This window comes from Thermococcus sp. MAR1 (genome assembly GCF_012027305.1).
GTDB lineage: Archaea > Methanobacteriota_B > Thermococci > Thermococcales > Thermococcaceae > Thermococcus.
In genome coordinates, this window is sequence record NZ_SNUF01000001.1 from 1,316,006 (window position 1) to 1,333,026 (window position 17,021).

The 17,021-nt window shown below is 54.0% G+C and carries 19 protein-coding genes and 1 CRISPR repeat array; of the genes, 9 read left to right on the forward strand and 10 right to left on the reverse strand.

The features are described from left to right. Nucleotides 1–11: 11 nt before the first annotated feature. A complete protein-coding gene (locus E3E25_RS07480) occupies nucleotides 12–443 on the reverse strand; it encodes a cobalamin B12-binding domain-containing protein (RefSeq protein WP_167892777.1) in 432 nt (143 codons plus the stop codon). Nucleotides 444–562: 119 nt separating this feature from the next. Here E3E25_RS07480 and E3E25_RS07485 point away from each other — a divergent pair, with 119 nt between their 5' ends. After that, nucleotides 563–1,219, forward strand: coding sequence for a PHP domain-containing protein (locus E3E25_RS07485; protein ID WP_167892460.1), 657 nt, complete (start codon nucleotides 563–565; stop codon nucleotides 1,217–1,219). A gap of 82 nt (nucleotides 1,220–1,301) precedes the next feature. Further along, nucleotides 1,302–2,348: a CRISPR direct-repeat array (repeat unit 30 nt; unit sequence CTTTCAATTCTCCTAGAGTCTTATTGCAAC). A 455-nt stretch (nucleotides 2,349–2,803) separates the two neighbouring features. Here the strand turns inward: E3E25_RS07485 and E3E25_RS07490 are convergent. From E3E25_RS07490 to E3E25_RS07520, 7 genes are all read right to left on the reverse strand, one after another. Beyond that, nucleotides 2,804–3,364, reverse strand: a complete 561-nt coding sequence (locus tag E3E25_RS07490) for a Maf-like protein (protein ID WP_167892461.1) — start codon at nucleotides 3,362–3,364, stop codon at nucleotides 2,804–2,806. Between the two features lie 105 nt (nucleotides 3,365–3,469). Continuing rightward, a complete protein-coding gene (locus E3E25_RS07495; protein WP_167892462.1) occupies nucleotides 3,470–3,655 on the reverse strand; it encodes a hypothetical protein in 186 nt (61 codons plus the stop codon). Then, on the reverse strand, nucleotides 3,633–3,881 hold the full coding sequence (locus E3E25_RS07500) for a hypothetical protein (RefSeq protein WP_167892463.1): 249 nt from the start codon (nucleotides 3,879–3,881) through the stop codon (nucleotides 3,633–3,635). The genes E3E25_RS07495 and E3E25_RS07500 overlap by 23 nt, the downstream gene beginning before the upstream one ends. Next, nucleotides 3,868–4,107 (reverse strand): hypothetical protein, encoded by a 240-nt coding sequence (locus tag E3E25_RS07505; protein ID WP_167892464.1) that lies wholly within the window; start codon nucleotides 4,105–4,107, stop codon nucleotides 3,868–3,870. The genes E3E25_RS07500 and E3E25_RS07505 overlap by 14 nt, the downstream gene beginning before the upstream one ends. Next, a complete protein-coding gene (locus E3E25_RS07510) occupies nucleotides 4,100–4,333 on the reverse strand; it encodes a hypothetical protein (RefSeq protein ID WP_167892465.1) in 234 nt (77 codons plus the stop codon). The genes E3E25_RS07505 and E3E25_RS07510 overlap by 8 nt, the downstream gene beginning before the upstream one ends. Then, nucleotides 4,323–4,556, reverse strand: coding sequence for a hypothetical protein (locus E3E25_RS07515; RefSeq protein WP_167892466.1), 234 nt, complete (start codon nucleotides 4,554–4,556; stop codon nucleotides 4,323–4,325). Before E3E25_RS07515 ends, E3E25_RS07510 begins: the two co-directional genes overlap by 11 nt. A 46-nt stretch (nucleotides 4,557–4,602) precedes the next feature. Next, complete coding sequence (locus tag E3E25_RS07520; protein WP_167892467.1) at nucleotides 4,603–6,411, reverse strand: PINc/VapC family ATPase; 1,809 nt, start codon at nucleotides 6,409–6,411, stop codon at nucleotides 4,603–4,605. Between the two features lie 108 nt (nucleotides 6,412–6,519). Here E3E25_RS07520 and minD point away from each other — a divergent pair, with 108 nt between their 5' ends. The 7 genes from minD to E3E25_RS07555 all read left to right on the forward strand — a co-directional run bounded on the left by minD (nucleotide 6,520) and on the right by E3E25_RS07555 (nucleotide 14,287). Continuing rightward, on the forward strand, nucleotides 6,520–7,257 hold the full coding sequence (gene minD, locus E3E25_RS07525; protein ID WP_167892468.1) for a cell division ATPase MinD: 738 nt from the start codon (nucleotides 6,520–6,522) through the stop codon (nucleotides 7,255–7,257). Further along, nucleotides 7,254–7,997 (forward strand): ATP/GTP-binding protein, encoded by a 744-nt coding sequence (locus tag E3E25_RS07530; protein WP_167892469.1) that lies wholly within the window; start codon nucleotides 7,254–7,256, stop codon nucleotides 7,995–7,997. The genes minD and E3E25_RS07530 overlap by 4 nt, the downstream gene beginning before the upstream one ends. A 121-nt stretch (nucleotides 7,998–8,118) precedes the next feature. Then, nucleotides 8,119–9,561: an asparagine synthase (glutamine-hydrolyzing) gene (asnB, locus tag E3E25_RS07535; protein ID WP_167892470.1), complete on the forward strand. Its 1,443-nt coding sequence runs from the start codon at nucleotides 8,119–8,121 to the stop codon at nucleotides 9,559–9,561. A gap of 146 nt (nucleotides 9,562–9,707) precedes the next feature. Then, nucleotides 9,708–10,907, forward strand: a complete 1,200-nt coding sequence (locus E3E25_RS07540) for a cell wall-binding repeat-containing protein (protein ID WP_206204685.1) — start codon at nucleotides 9,708–9,710, stop codon at nucleotides 10,905–10,907. 38 nt (nucleotides 10,908–10,945) lie between these two features. Further along, nucleotides 10,946–11,974, forward strand: coding sequence for a glycosyltransferase family 4 protein (locus tag E3E25_RS07545; protein ID WP_167892472.1), 1,029 nt, complete (start codon nucleotides 10,946–10,948; stop codon nucleotides 11,972–11,974). Nucleotides 11,975–12,015: 41 nt separating this feature from the next. Continuing rightward, nucleotides 12,016–13,035: an L-threonylcarbamoyladenylate synthase gene (locus E3E25_RS07550; protein ID WP_167892473.1), complete on the forward strand. Its 1,020-nt coding sequence runs from the start codon at nucleotides 12,016–12,018 to the stop codon at nucleotides 13,033–13,035. Nucleotides 13,036–13,099: 64 nt separating this feature from the next. Further along, nucleotides 13,100–14,287: a hypothetical protein gene (locus tag E3E25_RS07555; protein WP_370456659.1), complete on the forward strand. Its 1,188-nt coding sequence runs from the start codon at nucleotides 13,100–13,102 to the stop codon at nucleotides 14,285–14,287. A gap of 16 nt (nucleotides 14,288–14,303) precedes the next feature. Here E3E25_RS07555 and E3E25_RS07560 read toward each other — a convergent pair whose 3' ends face one another. Beyond that, complete coding sequence (locus E3E25_RS07560; RefSeq protein WP_167892778.1) at nucleotides 14,304–14,732, reverse strand: hypothetical protein; 429 nt, start codon at nucleotides 14,730–14,732, stop codon at nucleotides 14,304–14,306. An 81-nt stretch (nucleotides 14,733–14,813) separates the two neighbouring features. Here E3E25_RS07560 and E3E25_RS07565 point away from each other — a divergent pair, with 81 nt between their 5' ends. Beyond that, nucleotides 14,814–15,518, forward strand: a complete 705-nt coding sequence (locus E3E25_RS07565) for a nucleotidyltransferase domain-containing protein (RefSeq protein ID WP_167892475.1) — start codon at nucleotides 14,814–14,816, stop codon at nucleotides 15,516–15,518. An 81-nt stretch (nucleotides 15,519–15,599) separates the two neighbouring features. Here the strand turns inward: E3E25_RS07565 and serS are convergent, their stop codons facing one another. After that, a complete protein-coding gene (serS, locus tag E3E25_RS07570) occupies nucleotides 15,600–16,967 on the reverse strand; it encodes a serine--tRNA ligase (protein ID WP_167892476.1) in 1,368 nt (455 codons plus the stop codon). Nucleotides 16,968–17,021 lie beyond the last annotated feature (54 nt).

The window sequence follows — 17,021 nt, forward strand, 5'->3', positions numbered from 1 at the left end:
TAAATGTTGGCTCATGCCGACCTGAACTTCTTGAGCTTCGTGACGTTCTCGTCTATGAAACTTATTATGTCACCGATCGGACTACCCGGGCCGAAGACCTTGGCAACCCCGGTCTTCTCAAGCTGCTCGGCATCGTCGGGTGGGATTATCCCGCCGGCTATAACGAGAACGTCCTCGTTGGGCTTTATACCGCGCTCCTCAAGGAGCCTGAGTATCTTGGGAATCAGAACCATGTGTGCGCCGGAGAGGATGCTTATTCCAAGGACGTCAACGTCCTCCTGAATGACGCTCTCCACTATCTGCTCCGGCGTCTGTCTTATGCCCGTGTAGATGACCTCAAAACCTGCATCGCGCAAGGCCCTCGCAACGACCTTGGCTCCCCTGTCGTGACCGTCAAGTCCGGGTTTTGCAACGAGAACCCTAACCTTGGAGCGCTCGACCATTTCCACCACCGGCTGAGTTTCTCTTTTGACGTATTTAAAGGTTGTCAAAACTCAAGGATGGGCTTTACGTTGGATATTTTGTCCAGAAGGCTTTTTAATCCCCCTACGGAGTTCCTAACATGCTAGACTTTCCCCACGATATGCACACTCACTCAGCGTACTCCGACGGCGTTGGCGGGATAGGAGACAACGTTGCGGCCGCAGAGGTCAGGGGCTTGAAACTTATCGGGATAAGCGACCACAGCCACTACCTAACCGGGAAAGCCTTCAACCGATATATCCGAGAGATCCGCCACTGGGGAGAGGAGAGCGAGATAACTGTTCTGGCAGGGATCGAAGCCAATATAACCTCCGGCGGCGTCGACGTGGCCGCGGGGATTGCTGAAAAGCTCGATTACGTCATTGCCAGCGTCCACCTCTGGCTAAATGACCCGGAGGAATACATTGAGCTCGTGAAAGCTGCAATACTAGACGAGAGCGTTGACGTAATCGGGCACTTCGGGGCGAGTTTTCCGTACATCGGCTATCCCGATGAGGAAAGCTTGAGGGAGCTCATAGAGCTAGCGGAGGCAGAAGGAAAGGCCTTCGAGATAAGCTCCCGCTACCGCGTTCCAGATATGGGCTTCATAAGGGAATGCATAAGGCGCGGTGTAAAGCTGGTCTTCGCGAGCGACGCCCACAGGCCAAGGGACGTTGGGAGCGTCTCCTGGAGCGAGAGGGTTTTCAAGAAGGCGGGAGGAAAAAAGGAAGACCTCTTGTTCGGAGAGTTATTGTAAGTTTGCTTTCAATTCTCCTAGAGTCTTATTGAGGGGGGACGTTCCGTCCCCCACACCCCCTCGAACTTAAACTCATAAAAACCTCGGAGTTCTCCTAGAGTCTTTTATTGCAACATGAAATATGCCTCAGCGATGAGGATCTCAAAAAACCTTTCAATTCTCCTAGAGTCTTATTGCAACACCCCTACATCGCCCTCGCGCTCCTGATGTTCCTCATCTTTCAATTCTCCTAGAGTCTTATTGCAACGAGCCGCTCCCGTTCTCGGTTCAGATGCCTTCGGAGCTTTCAATTCTCCTAGAGTCTTATTGCAACGTAAGGTAATTTTTCTTGTGACTGCAACTGTTCTCTACTTTCAATTCTCCTAGAGTCTTATTGCAACTAATACAAAATCAGCGTCTGTTAGTGTTGTCCCGTTCCTTTCAATTCTCCTAGAGTCTTATTGCAACGCCGGCCTCCATTCCTGCGGCGTACATCACAATCCCCTCTTTCAATTCTCCTAGAGTCTTATTGCAACGCGATGAAGTGATGATAGTATGCTAGTACAAAGCCAACTTTCAATTCTCCTAGAGTCTTATTGCAACTCCATTTTCTCACCCCGTCGCGAAGTAGTCCACAACCCTTTCAATTCTCCTAGAGTCTTATTGCAACTACCCGAGCTTAAGAGAATAATACAGGAGAAACCCCACCTTTCAATTCTCCTAGAGTCTTATTGCAACTTTCCACGCGGTGGTGGATTCGGCGTGTATTGAGAGCTTTCAATTCTCCTAGAGTCTTATTGCAACCAGGTTGGTCAGGAGAGGTTCGTGATGTTCAACGCTTTCAATTCTCCTAGAGTCTTATTGCAACCGAGGACATGGCCTACACAATCTTCGACGCAATAGTGACCTTTCAATTCTCCTAGAGTCTTATTGCAACTTATGGTGGGCCGCGTGGCTGAGCTTACCGAGTTCGACCTTTCAATTCTCCTAGAGTCTTATTGCAACTTTGTCACGAAACTCAAGAAACCCCACCGCTTGTCCGTGTATCTTTCAATTCTCCTAGAGTCTTATTGCAACGTACAAAAAGTTGTTCCGCCAGACCCCAGAGTTCTCAAAGCACCTTTCAATTCTCCTAGAGTCTTATTGCAACAGGCTGGAATTTCCTCCCATTTGCCTAATAAGCCTCTAAAACACTCCCAATATTTAAGCCTTTCTGGAAACCGATAGAAAAGGGACTCTCATAATGCCTGAAACGGTGAGGCCAGAGAGCTCGGAAGAGTTAAAGGGGAGTCCAAGAGACTGCAAACGTTCAGTGAACAGAAAAGTTCATGTAATTTCCCGAGCACCGTGGTACGTCCAAACGCCGAAAACAGCGATATTAATATTTTAAAATCCAAAATATCCAATTTTAACAAGTTGCCGGCGTTTTCGAACCCTGCTCCTTCCCTGTTATGATTCTCGAAGAAATTTCGTTACAATCAATGCTCAAAATAGTGACAATAAGTTATACTCTCGGAACCATAAAAAGTGATTTCCCGAGAGGCTCACCGGCGGAGTTTTAGAAACCACCCCCTCTGAAGAGAGGTATCTGAAAAATAAATGCCCTCAGCGTGATATGACGTCAAATCCAAGCTCCCTCAGCTTCCAGACTATCTCCAGCGGGAAGCCGACGACATTGTAGTAGTCCCCTTTAATCCACTCAACGAAGAGGCCGGCTTTTCCTTGGATTCCATAGGCACCGGCCTTGTCCATGGGCTCGCCGGTCTCGATGTAGGCCCATATTAACTCATCGTCCAGCTCGCGAAACTTGACCTCCGTGATAACTGATCCGGATATTTCTTTACCTCCATGGATTATGCAGTAGCCCGTCGTGACCCTGTGAACCCTTCCGCTGAGAAGCTTGAGCATTCTAAAGGCGTCTCCCTCATCTTTGGGCTTTCCAAGGATTTTCCCATCTATGCTGACCACCGTATCGGCGCCGATGACGGTTCCGCCCACGCGTTCGTAAACTTCCCATGCCTTCCTCCTGGCGAGTTCCAGGGCGTACTCGGCGGGGTTTTCCAGGTCGCACTCCTCACTCGCCCTGCTCGGAATAACCTCGAACTTATCTAGGAACCGGGCGAGTATCTCCCGCCTCCTCGGTGAGGCAGAGGCCAGAACCAGCATGTTCTCTCCTCCGGAAAAGGGTTAAAAAATCTTGCGAGAACTTAGCCCGGCGATGAAGACAATTTCGCTAGCTGAGGCGTGATGAGTACCCTCGCAGCTGAGCCGTTACGTGGATCTTTTGAATCCCGTCCACTTTTCGATGCTTGAAACGAGTAGGTAAACAAAGGCCAGTACCCAGAGGAAACTTCCCACCAGTAGGGCGTCTGAACCAACAAAGAACACCGACAGATATGCAAGTAGGCCTCCAATTGCCAGAGTCCAGAAAACCCTATCCTTCCATACCCTCACCATCGTCCTCTCCCCCACTGGACTCACCTAGGATGAACTCCAGTTCGAGAATCCTGTCTTCCAGGCGCTCCAGCTCCCTCCAGATGGCGAGAAGCAGAAAGGCCAGAACAACGAAGGAAACGCCAAGGTAGAAATCCACAGCCTTCCTGTGTTCTGGCTGGGCGTACATAAGCATGGAGATGGATATGAGAAGTGCAAAGAGCGCCGAGAGATCCCTAACGAGCTTCATCTCCCCTCACCTCCTCAAGCTCCTTCTTGAGCCTCTTTATTTCGCGGTTCAAAGTCGATATCTCTGATCTCAAAGTGCCTATCTCGTTCGCCACCCCGATGAATGTCCAGCCGACGAGGGCAAAGAGCAGAACAACCATGATGACAAAGAACCATCTCACAGGATACATCAGTAAGAGGATTGAAAGGACGATTACCCCAAAGCCCCTGGTGGAGACGTCAACCATCAATGGTGCCTCCCGGGCCTTTAAGAGACTCTATCTCCCCCCTTAGGGATTCGAGCTTCTCGTTGAACTCCCTCCTCATTTCGCCCATCTTCCATACAATGAGCCCCATTGCAAGCAGGAGAGGACCAAAGAGCAGCCCGGCTTCTCTGGCAATAAGGAGAACTACCAACCCAACCCCTGCCACGACTGCCCCAACGGCCTCAAGGACGTCATACTCATTCCCCATCTTCCCGGGCTTCCAAGTTCTTCAGCTCTTCAAGGGCCTTTTTCAGCTCTGCGAGTCTATCCTCGATCTCATAGACCTTAACCAGTAGGAGTACCATGATTACCAGGGGAAAGGCCAGAAGGAGTGTCCCCAGGAAGCTCATGCCCGTTGGAAGGAAGGGGGTGAGGATTAGGATAATGAAAAAGACCGCTCCAAGGGTGGCCAGCACATCGGCGGCTCCCACTTCTTACCACCATGAAAAAGAAGAAGGCAAACTATAAAAAGTTTTCTCAGGCGGTCGCCCAGATGGATATCCCCGCCTCGATGAGCCTTTTCAGCTCTTTTCCTATCGGCGTGCTCTTGCTGACCTTGACGAGGCCCTTCTTGCTGGGCGTTGCGGTGAAGACGTACTGCTCGCCACCGTAGAACTTGAGGGGTTTCTTCGCGTAGTCGGGTGAAACCCTCAGGACAATCGTTTTCTTCTTTTCCTCTATCTCTACGGGTATCTTTTCCTTCGGCCTCTCGGCTTCCCTCTCGGTGAAGCTCTTGACGTCGATGCTTATACCTATCCTCTTCTCCAGCTCTGTAATCCTCTTCCCCTTCTTGCCGATTATCGCAGGAATATCGAACTCGTCGGCGTAAACTATCGCCTTGTGCGGGCTTACTATCTCGACCTCGGTATAGACATCGGGCAGGAACTTCTTTATCTCCTGCTTGAGCCTCTTCTCTGCCAGCCTCAGCGCCGGGGCCTTCTCCTCCTTCTTGACGGGCACGACGCTTATCTCCTCGCCGTAAGTGTATATCTCGTACTCAAGCTCGCCAGTTTCAAAATCGCGAACCTCTATCACCGGCCTCGCTAAATCCTCCTCCCTCATGCCGCTCGGCACCTTGACGAGGTACTCCAGCGTCAGGACCTTGGCGACCCTTCCGGCCTTGATGAAGATGACGGTATCGACTATCTGTGGTATCATTCCGAGCTCCACCCTTCCGATGAAGCGCTGGACTGCATCTATCGGCTTCGTTGCGTGCACAACTCCTACCATACCCACTCCCGCCAGGCGAAGGTCAGCGTATATCTTGAAGTCGCTCGTCTTCCTCATCTCGTCGAATATCGTGTAGTCCGGCCTCACCAGGAGGAGTATGTCACCGGTCTTCTCCATCCTGCCGCTCAGGGCAGTGTACTGGGTTATCTCTTCACCGACCTGAAGGTCGCGGGGCTTCTCCATCGTCTTGACTATCTTGCCCATGCCCGCGTACCACTCAGCCAAGGCCTGGGCAAAGGTCGTCTTTCCTTCACCGGGTGCTCCGGCGATGAGTATCCCCTCCGCCTTCTCCCTGAGGCGCTCCATGAGCTTCTCGCTCAGCTCGTAGTCCTCTATGCTGAGCTTCTTGACCGGCCTGACGGCGGTTATCTCTATCCTGTCCGCGAAGGGCGGTTTGGCTATGACTATACGGTAGTTCCTGAGCTGAACGACAGTCGCTCCGGGCTCGTCGAGCTCTATGAAGCTCTCGGGGTCGCGCTTTGCCCTCTCGACTATGTCGTCGGCTATCTCCTCAAGCTCCTCGTCGGTCAAAACCTCCTCGCCCGTCGGAACGAGCCTCCACTCGCCCGGCCTTCCCTTCTTTGCGAGGGGCCTCAGCCCGGCCTTCAGGTGAACGCTCATCGTCGTCTCGTCAAAGAAATCCTCCAGGCGGTGCTTGACCTCTTTTCTGGCGGTCAGGTATATCACCTCTATGCCCTTGGCTATCGCTATATCCCGTTGCACCTGGTCGCCGGTTATCAGGGTGGCGCCCAGCTCCCTGGCTATCTCCCTGACTATGTTGTCTATCTCCCCGGACTTGGCCCTCTTTATCTGCCAGAGCTCGGGTCTCTCTCCATGGAACTCCAGTATGATCCTGCCCTCGTTTGCCATTTCGCGGAGCTTCTTGAGCTCCTCGAGCCCAACGTGGCCTATCGCCTTCCCCTCGTTGGCCTGGTGCTCTATCTCCGCTATGACCGCCTCGGGTATGATGACCTTGACCTTCCCTTCAACGCCCGCAAGGAACTGGGTCAGCCTGCCGTCAACGATCACGCTCGTATCAGCAACAAACATCCTCATCTCTCTCACCTCAGAAGATTTCAAACTCTCCTTCTTTTGCGTTACTTCCAAAGGGGGCTATAACTAAAGGTTCATAAAGGTTTAGCCGAAAAATAAATGGGTGGGACAATGGGTAGGCTGATATCCATAGCCTCCGGCAAGGGAGGCACGGGAAAGACCACAACGACGGCTAACCTCGCCATCGCCCTTGGGAAGATGAACTATCACGTCTGTGCCGTTGATGCAGACCTCACAATGGCCAACCTGAGCCTTGTCATGGGAATAGACGACGCTTACACTACCCTTCACGATGTTCTGGCCGGTAGGGCAACCATAAGCGACGCCATATACGCCACAGCTTATGAGAACGTTCACCTCGTTCCCGCGTCGATAGACTGGGAGCACGTTATACGGGCCGACCCAAGGAAGCTCCCCGAGACGATAAAGCGGCTGAAGGATAGGTTCGATTTTGTTGTCATAGACTCCCCGGCTGGCCTTCAAATGGACGCTATGAACGCCATGCTGAGCGGAGAGGAAGTTCTTCTCGTCACAAACCCCGAAATCTCGTGCGTTACCGACACCATGAAGGTGGGGATGGTTCTGAGGAAGGCGGGTCTGGCGATTCTGGGCTTCGTTCTGAACCGTTACGGGCGCAGCGAGACCGAAATTCCGCCCGAGGTGGCAGAGGAAGTAATGGAACTGCCCCTTCTTGCCGTCATCCCCGAGGATCCTGCCGTAAGGGAGGCGACCCTTGAGGGCGTTCCTGTGGTTGAGTACAAACCCGAATCTGAGGGCGCAAAGGCATACATGGAGTTGGCCGAGAGAATAGCAAGGATATCCGGCTTCAAGGCCAGGGTGATGAGATGATACTGACCTTTGTGGGGACTGCCGGAAGCGGAAAGACCACCCTAACCCGGGCGTTTGGAAAATACCTAGAGGAAAACGGCTACACCGTCTCGTACGTGAACCTGGACACGGGCGTAAAGAGGTTGCCCTACAGACCGAACCTCGATGTGAGAGACGATATAACGGCGTGGGAACTGATGGAGGAAGGCTATGGCCCCAACGGGGCAATAGTTGAGAGCTACGATAGGCTCCTCCCACGGGTTTCTGAGTACGTTTCTTCGATCATAGAGCTGGACGGAAAAAACGACTACGTGCTCCTAGACACCCCCGGCCAGATGGAGACGTTTCTCTTCCACGACTTCGGCGTCAGGCTGATGGAGAACCTCCCAGAGCCGCTCACGGTTTACCTCTTTAGTCCGGAGGTGTTGAAGAAACCGACGGATTTCTGTTTCGCCAGGTTCTTTGGTCTGATGATAGAGCTGTGCCTCGGAACCACCACCGTTCCAGCGATGAGCAAGGTTGACACCGTGCGGGATCTAGAGGAGTACAGGCGGTACCTCGACGACATTGAGTACCTCACCGCCAGGCTCAGATTGGAACCCTCCACACAGGGGCTCCTCGCCTACAGGATGTGCTCGACCCTTCCGGAGCTGGCTCCCCCGACGAGGGTTCTCTACATCTCCGCCAGGACTGGAGTGGGATTCGATGACCTTGAGACCCTGGCCTACGAGCATCGCTGCACCTGTGGCGACCTGACTTAGTTCATTCGAATATGAAGTTTTTGAGCGGACTTTCAGTCAGGGGAACGGATTGTGAAAACTTTTTCAATGGATAAGGAAGAAGTCTTTTGGCATCGTATGTTCAAATCCATACGGTGAGAGCATGTGCCTGATAGCCGGAGGAATCGGTGAGGGTTTAAGGGGTAGGTTCGTGAGGATGATACTCGCGGGAAAGCACAGGGGAAGGGACTCCTTCGGTGTGTGGACCGATAAGGGAGTGCTCAAATCAGAAGACTTCTCGCGCGTTGCCGAGATTCCGGACGGGATGATTGGCCTCATTCAGTGTCGGCTGGCGATGACAGGCTCCCCAGAATACACTCAGCCATTCTACAACGACCTCGCCCTCGTCCACAACGGGGAAATCTACAACCACCGCCATCTGAGGGGGTACCTGGAGGAAAAAGGTGCATCCTTCGAGACGGACGTCGACAGCGAGGTGATCCTGAGACTCATCGAGCATCTCCTTGAAAGCGGACTGGACGTGTGGAATGCAGTTAGGAAAACTATGACCATGCTTGAGGGCGACTACGCAGTGGCCTTCAGCGACGGGGAGAGGATATACCTCTTCCGCGATCCCGTGGGTATAAGGCCGCTCTACTACTCCCCAAGGGGTTTCTTCGCATCGGAGAAGAAAGTTCTTTGGGCCATAGGCGAGGAAGCGATTCCCGTGGAACCTGGTGAGCTCGTTGTAATCTCCCGACGGGGCGTGGAGAGAAGGAAGGTCCTCACGCTCACGGAGCTGAGGAGGGTAACCCTAACTCCGGAGGGAGCAAAGCGCGCCCTTATTAATGCCCTGACTCACGCAGTTAAAGTAAGAATAGGAAAAAGAACCGGCGTTCTATTCTCCGGCGGACTAGACAGCTCCCTCATAGCTCTGCTGGCCGCTCAGCACTCCGATGTCGTCTTATACACCGCCGGCGCCGAGGGCAGCCCCGACCTGGAGTGGGCCAGAAGGGCCAGTGAGCTTCTAGGACTTCCCCTCAGGGAATACGTTTTTGACCTGGACGACGTCCGTGAGGCCGTTCCAAGGATTATCTTCGCCATCGAGGAAGCGAATCCGATGAACCTCGCGATAGGGGTCCCACTGTATTTTTCCACGAGGCTCGCAGGTAGAGAGGGCTGTAGGCTCCTCCTGAGCGGGCAGGGGGCGGATGAACTGTTCGGCGGCTATGCCAAGTACCTCAAGGACCCAGCGCTGATGGAGAGGGATCTCCTCGAAATGGGGGAGAGAAACCTGGCCAGGGACGATAAAATATCCATGCTCAACTCCGTTGAGGGGCGCGTGCCGTTCCTTGACCTAGCGGTCGTGTCCGTCGCTCTGGGAACACCGGCTGGTGCAAAGATCGAGGACGGCGTCAGAAAGGCCATTCTTAGGAAGACGGCCGGCGAGCTCGGTCTACCGAAGGAGATAGTCGAGCGCGAGAAGAAGGCCGCCCAGTACGGAAGCCACTCTCAAAAACTCCTCGAAAAGCTGGCGAAAAGAGAAAACTTGACCCTGAGAGAATACACCCAAAAAGTCTTCAGAGATGTTTTTAAACGTGAGTAAACGTTTCTGAACGTCCGTTAATATTTCGACCGCCGGGAGAGGATTTCTATCCCCCTATTTTCCTCACCCTCGAACGGAGGCAAACGATTGCGTGAAAAAGGCTTAAATAAGCCTTTTCCCAAGGTAGAAGCAGGTGAGAAGACGTGATGGGTAAAAAAGGCCTTGTAATGTTCATCAGCTTTATCTTCATCCTGAGCTTAACACCCCTCCCCCGTGCATCCGCCGGGGAAACTCGGCTGGTCATCCTAGTCAGCGACAACGAGGCCGACTGGGCGATAGCCGGGAACGTGGCAGACCTTCTGGGGGCATACCTCGTGGTCAGCCCGTGGGGCACCTACGATCCGGCAGTGAGCGCCGAGATACTCAGCGCTGAGCCTGAGAGGGTGATAATCGTAGGCGGCCCCGTGGCGATACCGGAGGAGTACACAAGGGATTTTGATGAGTTTGGAATCCCGTACGAGCGCTGGTACGGCGAAACCAGGTACGAGACGAACCTCATAGTAATCCAGGCACTCAAGGAGGAGTTCCCGGAGGCTTTCAACGAGATAGGAACCGTCGTCATAGCCAACGGCCGTGATGCCCTTGCTATTGAGGGTTACCTGCGGGCCATGAAGCTTATGCCGTACGAGTTCAGAGGAAAGCCGATTCTCGTACTGACCGAGGAGGGTAGGGAAAACGTGACGATAGCCGCTCTGGAGCGCTTTATGCACGTATCCGAGGTCAAGTACGCGGCAACCTATTCTGAGGAAAAGCCGATGTTCCCGCTGAGCCGTGAGAAGATAGACGCCTGGATGAAGAGCCACTTCGTCTCCTACAACGAGGATAACCTCATCCAGTCCCCCACGAGGGAGGAGGTTTACTCCCTGCTCATCAACGTCCAGAACAAGACGGGCCGCGCCGAGGGGCTCCTTGATGGACTCCAGATACCTCAAGCTAGAAAGAAACTCGAAGAGGCAAAGACCGCATTAAAGGCCGCATGGGACGCTTACAACTCCGGCGAATATTCCAGAGCGTACCGGCTAGCCATGATGGCAAGCTTCAACGCGGACTTCGTCATATCGCGGGCATATCGCGAGATGAGAACCGTTTACCAGGGATCGGTGAAAATGCGGCTGGGAATGGAGATACATCAGTTCGAGGTGATGGCCAAGGTTCTCAAGAGGAAGGGCTACGACGTGAGCGAACTGGAGTCCCTTATCAGCCAGGCAAAGGAGGCCCTCAAGCAGGGCAAATACTCCCTCCTCCTCAACGAGCTAATCCCCGAGATAAAGGGCACCCTAGCCAAACTGACGACCAAGAGACCCTCACCCGGAACGCCCGGCGGAAGGAACCACGGAAGACCATAAGCCTTTTTAACGTCTCTTCTCCATTTTCTCCGGTCAAAATGCGGATTCTGATGGTAGGACACTACCCACCCCACGGCGGAGGCGTTGCGAACCACCTGGACAACCTCGTGAGGGAGCTGAGAAGAAGGCACGAGGTTCACGTTCTCACCTACGGGCCGGTTAAGCCGAGATCATTTGAGGCTGAGTTTGTGCATCAAGTCAGCGTCCCACCGGTGTACGGGATCAGGGGGACGACCTTTGCCCTGCTGGGGGCAAAGAAAATATGCAGGCTCCACCGGGAATTTGACTTCGATTTGATTCACGCCCACTTCGTGGGGACGACCAGCTACGCCGCCGTCCTCGCGAAAGAGAGAACCGAACTGCCCCTGGTAGTCACTGCCCACGGCAGCGATCTGGAGCACACGGCAAGGCTAACCCTGGGACGGTTCTACGTCAAGAGAACACTAACCAGTGCCGATGCAATCATAGCCGTTAGCCACTGGCTCGCGGGAAAAGCCGCATCCCTTGGTGCGGGAAGGGTCAGAGTCGTGCCCAACGGAGTGAAACCTCTCCAACCGGCGGAGGGAAGGAGAGAGTACATCACGTTCATCGGTGCGCTCAGAGACTACAAGAGCCCGGAGACGTTCATAGAGCTGGCACGCGCCCTTCCGAACGAAAAGTTTCTGGTCGTCGGCGACGGTCCCCTCAGGAGAAGGCTCCAGGCGACTGCACCTCCGAACGTCGAGTTTGCCGGCTATCGCCGCGACGTTGGCGCGGTACTGTCAAGGAGCAGGCTTCTGGTTCTGCCGTCCAAGAGAGAGGGCTTTGGGCTGGTCATACTGGAGGCCAACGCTCTCGGAGTCCCTGCCGTCGGGAGGCGTGTTAGTGCAATACCCGAGCTGATCCGGGAGGGCAAAAACGGCCTAACGTTTCGAAGCTTCGATGAGCTGGTTAATGCGGTGAAATTGTTCCTCGAACCGAAGTCTAATGCTAAAGCTGGCCACATCGGGAGGAGGATCGCAGGGTTGTACTCCTGGAGCAGAACAGCTCTGGAAGTCGAGAGGGTCTACGAGGAAGTCGCTGGGTAACGTTTTTAACTGCCTTATCCCGCTGAATCCTTGGTGAGAGAATGACGGTAGTAATTAACATGCGAGATGGACTTGACGAGAGGGGGATAAGAATAGCCGCGAGGTTCATACTGGGAGGAAGGCTCGTCGCGTTTCCTACAGAGACCGTTTACGGTCTTGGCGCAGATGCACTCAACGAGAACGCTGTGAGGAGAATCTTCGAGGCCAAGGGAAGACCAGCCGACAATCCGCTCATAGTTCACATCGCAGAATTTGACGACCTGAAAAAGCTCGCTGAAGAAGTTCCCAGGGAGGCAAAGCTTTTGGCTGAAAGATTCTGGCCGGGCCCCCTGACGATGGTCCTGCCCAAGAGGGGAGAGGTTCCGTACGTTACCACCGGCGGCCTCGACACAGTCGCGGTAAGGATGCCAGCGCATCCAATAGCACTCGCCCTCATAAAGGCCAGCACTCCGATTGCGGCGCCTTCAGCAAACATAAGTGGAAAGCCGAGCCCAACGCTGGCGGAGCACGTGATAGACGACTTCTACGGGAGAATCGAGTGCATAATCGATGGCGGCGAAACGAAGATCGGTGTCGAGTCAACGGTTATAGACCTGAGCTCAGAGAGGCCGACCCTGCTGAGGCCCGGTGGCCTGCCACTCGAGGAGATAGAGAAGGTAATAGGGGAAGTCGAGATACACCCCGCTGTTAGGGGTAAACTCGTCGATGTGGCCCGTTCCCCGGGCATGAAGTACAGGCACTACTCGCCCAGTGCTCAGGTGATAGTTGTCGAGGGGAAGAGGGAAAACGTGAAGGGAAAGATAGCCGAGCTGGTGGAGGTGTACCGTTCCAAGGGCCTGCGAGTTGGAGTCATGGCAACGGAGGAGTACGAGGCGGACGAGTTCTTCCACCTGGGGAAAACGGAGGAAGAGGTGGCGAGAAACCTCTTCAGGGCACTCAGAGAGCTCGATAAGAGAGGCGTTGACGTGATAATCGCCGAGGGCATCGAGGAGAGGGGCCTTGGATTCGCGGTTATGAACCGCCTGAGAAAGGCAGCAGGGTACAGAATAGTATGGGCATAGACAACGCTTAAATATCCCGAGCCCTTAAATTTAGCCAGCAAGCCCTGGACTTGAATCATGTGGGGTGAGAAATTTGCCAGCGAACGTTGGGCTAGAGGGGCCAGAAGAGCTAGAACAGCTCGCTTTCAAGAGGCTCAATGAGGGAAGAATCAAGGATGGACTCAAATTGGTCCTTCGCGCCGCCAAAGGTTATGAGGAAGAAGGTAAAACCGAAGATGCCGCAAGGCTTTACAAGTACCTAGGATACGTTCTTCTCAAAAAGACGAAGGCCATTGAGAAGGCCCGCCCCTCCCTCCTGAAGAGCGCTTACCTGTATATCGACCTCATAGAGGAGGAAATCTCCCGGGCCGAGGTTAATCTCGATATTCTCGATGAGTACTGCTCAAACGTCCTTGAGATTTTCATGACGCTTAACGATGAGAGGAACCTTATGAAGTACGCAGAGGAGTTTGCGGCCATCTACGAGGACCTGGGCAACTCCTACCAGGACAACGATGACATACCCATGGCCATAAGGGCGTACGAGGCGGCTTACCGTTACTACAGGACCATAAACGACGTTGAGTCTTACAAGAGGCTCGCCGAGACCCTGATAACCCTCTATGGTCAGATTGCCGAGGGTAGGCTGGAGAAAGGCGATGCCAAGGGTGCGGCGGAGGCGTTCTACCGGCTTGCGGGATTCATTCGTGCCATATTCGGCTACGACATACATTTCATTGAGATGATGGACACCGCAGCCAAGAACTTCGAGAAGGCAAGCAAGGTAGCTTACTCCCAGGGTGACCTCGACGGGACGACAAGCTGCCTCGTGAAGGCTCAGTACGCGTATCTGCTTGCGAAGAACTTCAGCCGGGCCAAACTCATCGGACTCAACACCGCGAGGATGCTCTACCAGATAGTGAGCTCCTACAGAGCCAAGGGGAACGATGAGATGGCCGCTGAGAAGCTCACCGAGCTAACTGAAGCCCTCATTGGAATGGGCAAGCTCAACGAGGCTATGGGGACGTACAAGAGCGTTCTGGAGACCAAGAGCGACCTTAGGTTCCGGGTCAGGGTCCGCATAGCTGCGCTCAAGCAGTTCGCGGCATCCACTGGATCGGAGGAAGTTCTGGCGGATATAGAGACCGTTGAGTACTACTTCAACAAGAAGGCCTACCTTCGGGCGCTGGAGCTGGCAGAGAACGCCATGATGAGGGAGGGTCTCAAGGAAGCCGCGAACAAAATCCACGAGGCCGAGGGAATATATCATTAGAAAGAAGGGAAAGGTGTCACTGGGGCTGAGGCTTGACCTCAACCCTCGGAAGGGGTATATGGTAGGGCAGACGCATCTCCTTGGCCATCAGCATGAGGATCGGGGAAATCTCCTTGGTTATGAAGTTGACGACCTCCGCGAAGGTCAGGGAGTCTATCTTTTTCTCATCTTCCCAGAGGTTAAGTATATCATCCATTCTATCCTTCTGGGGCGGAACGTAGAGTATCACGCCCTCGATCGCACCCTGGGCGATTTTGGGGTTGTAATCGATCTCGTATCTGAAGAGTACTTCTATCCCGTTCAGCTTCCCCGTGGGAGTGCGTATCTCTCCGAGGCGCATCTCTTTAACCTTGGGGGAGAGCCTGACCTCTATTTGGCCCTGAGGCACCGCGAGGGTAATCCTCTCGAGCTCTATTTTGGTTACGTTGAATCCCAGCACTGGCATCTCTTTCACCACCCAAAACTGGTTCCAGCTATATAAAACGCTATCGGTAGGGCTTTAAACGTTCCGGTCGAGCTTAGCTCGATGCCGCGTGAAAAAGTTGTCCGTGTCTGGGACGAGAGGGAGGTCAGCTACTCCCCCAAGAGATGGCGCTACCTCCAGGAGAAGCGGGAGAAAGCACTTGAGATTATGGAACGCCTCAGTCAGTTTGACCCACAGCTCTACGGCAGCGTCGCCAGGGGAGATGTAAGAAGGGACAGCGACATAGATATCTTCATCCCCTACCGGGTGCCGAGCTACCTAATCGAGCTCGCTCTTGAGGGGCTTGTGAGCAGGAGAAAAATAGTCATGGCAACCCCCTGGCACCTCATCAAGGGCGTCATCGAGATAGATGGGGAAACGACGGTCACCTTTCCATTGATCGACCCCACCGACAGGGAGCTTGAGTTCTACAGGTGGGGCGGGATGATAGACATGTGGGGAGTGAAGACCAGGCAACGCGTCCCTGGCGTTAATAAGAAGCTAATCCTGATAATCCCCACCGAGAGGGGGCACATCGAGAGGGAAGTCATGGGAAGGGAGAGCGAGGTGGCGAGAGTTTTAGGAGTGAGCATAGACATCGTCACCGAGCGCGTTCACGTTCTGACGAGAAGGGACAGCATCGGGAGAACAGGAATCTACATCAACGAGGAAGTTCCCGACTGGATGAGCTTCGAGGAGGCTCTGAAGCTCATAGCCGACCGCGACCCAAACGTTAGGAGGAAGGTAAGGGAGCGGGGAGGGGTTTAAGGTTGTACCATGCACAGTACAACCCTTTATAAACTCCTGTACTGCACATAGTACAAGAGTGCAGAAAAGGAAATAAGAAGCTCAGCCCTGACAGCACTTCTCCTTCATGTGGGCCGGCAGAATCTCCTTGAAGCCCGTGTACTTCCAGATGGCTCTTGGGAGCTTTACGACCCCCTCCTCGGTCTGGAAGTTCTCAAGTATCGCCACTATCGCCCTTGAGGTTGCTATGGCCGTCGAGTTAAGGGTGTGGAGGAACCTGGGCTTCTCGTGGGTCTTGTCGCGGTAGCGGATGTTTAACCTTCTCGCCTGCCACTCGGTGCAGTTGCTCGCGCTTACAACCTCCCTGAACTTGCCCTGGCCGGCCATCCAGGCCTCGATGTCGTACTTCTTTGCCGCAACGTATCCCAGATCGCCGGTGCAGATGTTCACAACGCGGTAGGGAATCTCAAGCTCCTGGAATATCTCCTCGGCGTTGGCTATGAGCTTCTCGTGCCACTCCCAGCTCTCCTCGGGCTTCGCATAGACGAACTGTTCAACTTTATGGAACTGGTGGACGCGAAAGATTCCCTTTGTGTCCTTTCCTGCCGTCCCTGCCTCCTTCCTGAAGCACGGGCTTATTCCAACGTAGAGCAGCGGTAAGTCCTTCCCTTCGATTATCTCGTTGGCGTGCATTCCAGCGAGCGGGTGCTCGGCGGTTGGGATCAGGTAGAGGTCCTCGCCCTCGACCTTGTATATGACATCCTCGAAGTCACCGAAGCTCGTGACGCCCTCCTCCACAAAGCGCCTGACCATGTACGGCGGTATGACTGGAGTAAACCCTTTCTCGATGAGCTTGTCGAGAGCAAAGCGGAGGAGAGCAAGATCGAGGATGACAAGCTCGTTCATGAGGTAGTAAAAGCGCGCACCGCTGACCTTCGCGGCCCTCTCAAGGTCGGCACCGCGGAGGAGTTCAAGCATGTCAACGTGGAGCCTCGGTCTCCAGTCGAGGATTTCGTACTCCATCTTTCCGAGGCTCTGCTCCTTAAAGCTCTCAAGGAAGCCCTCCCAGACTCTCGCCCTGCCCCAGAACCTTATGGGAACGTTCTCGCTGTCGTCCTTACCGATGGGAACGGTTTCATGGGTGATGTTCGGGAGACGCCAGAGGTAGTAGTCTATCTTTGCCCTCAGTTCCTCGACTTCCTTCTCAAGGGCCTCAATCTGCTTCACTATCTCATTGCTCCTCGCAAGGAGGTCGTCTATCGGCTCGCCGGCCTTCTTGCGCTTGCCTATCTGAACCGCCAGCTGGTTGCGCTCCTTTCTGAGGGCGTTTATTCTCCTCAGGTTCTCGCGCCACTTCCTGTCGAGCTCCAGAATCTCGTCTATCCACTTGAGCTTCTCAAGCTCGCCGCGCTTTATGAGGTCACCCTTAACGAGGTCGGGATTTTCACGGATGAGCTTTATGTCCAGCATAGTCCTTCACCTGGGAGAAAAAGGTGAAGGAGTTTAAAAAAGGTTTTGATGGGG

Excerpts from the sequence above, each read along its gene's own strand:
- E3E25_RS07550 (WP_167892473.1), top strand. The coding sequence starts at position 12,016 with ATGACGGTAGTAATTAACATGCGAGATGGACTTGACGAGAGGGGGATA.
- E3E25_RS07495 (WP_167892462.1), bottom strand. The coding sequence starts at position 3,655 with ATGGTGAGGGTATGGAAGGATAGGGTTTTCTGGACTCTGGCAATTGGA.
- E3E25_RS07485 (WP_167892460.1), top strand. The coding sequence starts at position 563 with ATGCTAGACTTTCCCCACGATATGCACACTCACTCAGCGTACTCCGAC.
- minD (WP_167892468.1), top strand. The coding sequence starts at position 6,520 with ATGGGTAGGCTGATATCCATAGCCTCCGGCAAGGGAGGCACGGGAAAG.
- E3E25_RS07530 (WP_167892469.1), top strand. The coding sequence starts at position 7,254 with ATGATACTGACCTTTGTGGGGACTGCCGGAAGCGGAAAGACCACCCTA.
- E3E25_RS07500 (WP_167892463.1), bottom strand. The coding sequence starts at position 3,881 with ATGAAGCTCGTTAGGGATCTCTCGGCGCTCTTTGCACTTCTCATATCC.
- E3E25_RS07490 (WP_167892461.1), bottom strand. The coding sequence starts at position 3,364 with ATGCTGGTTCTGGCCTCTGCCTCACCGAGGAGGCGGGAGATACTCGCC.
- E3E25_RS07480 (WP_167892777.1), bottom strand. The coding sequence starts at position 443 with ATGGTCGAGCGCTCCAAGGTTAGGGTTCTCGTTGCAAAACCCGGACTT.
- E3E25_RS07505 (WP_167892464.1), bottom strand. The coding sequence starts at position 4,107 with ATGGTTGACGTCTCCACCAGGGGCTTTGGGGTAATCGTCCTTTCAATC.
- E3E25_RS07545 (WP_167892472.1), top strand. The coding sequence starts at position 10,946 with ATGCGGATTCTGATGGTAGGACACTACCCACCCCACGGCGGAGGCGTT.
- serS (WP_167892476.1), bottom strand. The coding sequence starts at position 16,967 with ATGCTGGACATAAAGCTCATCCGTGAAAATCCCGACCTCGTTAAGGGT.
- E3E25_RS07540 (WP_206204685.1), top strand. The coding sequence starts at position 9,708 with ATGGGTAAAAAAGGCCTTGTAATGTTCATCAGCTTTATCTTCATCCTG.
- asnB (WP_167892470.1), top strand. The coding sequence starts at position 8,119 with ATGTGCCTGATAGCCGGAGGAATCGGTGAGGGTTTAAGGGGTAGGTTC.
- E3E25_RS07565 (WP_167892475.1), top strand. The coding sequence starts at position 14,814 with ATGCCGCGTGAAAAAGTTGTCCGTGTCTGGGACGAGAGGGAGGTCAGC.
- E3E25_RS07520 (WP_167892467.1), bottom strand. The coding sequence starts at position 6,411 with ATGAGGATGTTTGTTGCTGATACGAGCGTGATCGTTGACGGCAGGCTG.
- E3E25_RS07510 (WP_167892465.1), bottom strand. The coding sequence starts at position 4,333 with ATGGGGAATGAGTATGACGTCCTTGAGGCCGTTGGGGCAGTCGTGGCA.
- E3E25_RS07560 (WP_167892778.1), bottom strand. The coding sequence starts at position 14,732 with ATGCCAGTGCTGGGATTCAACGTAACCAAAATAGAGCTCGAGAGGATT.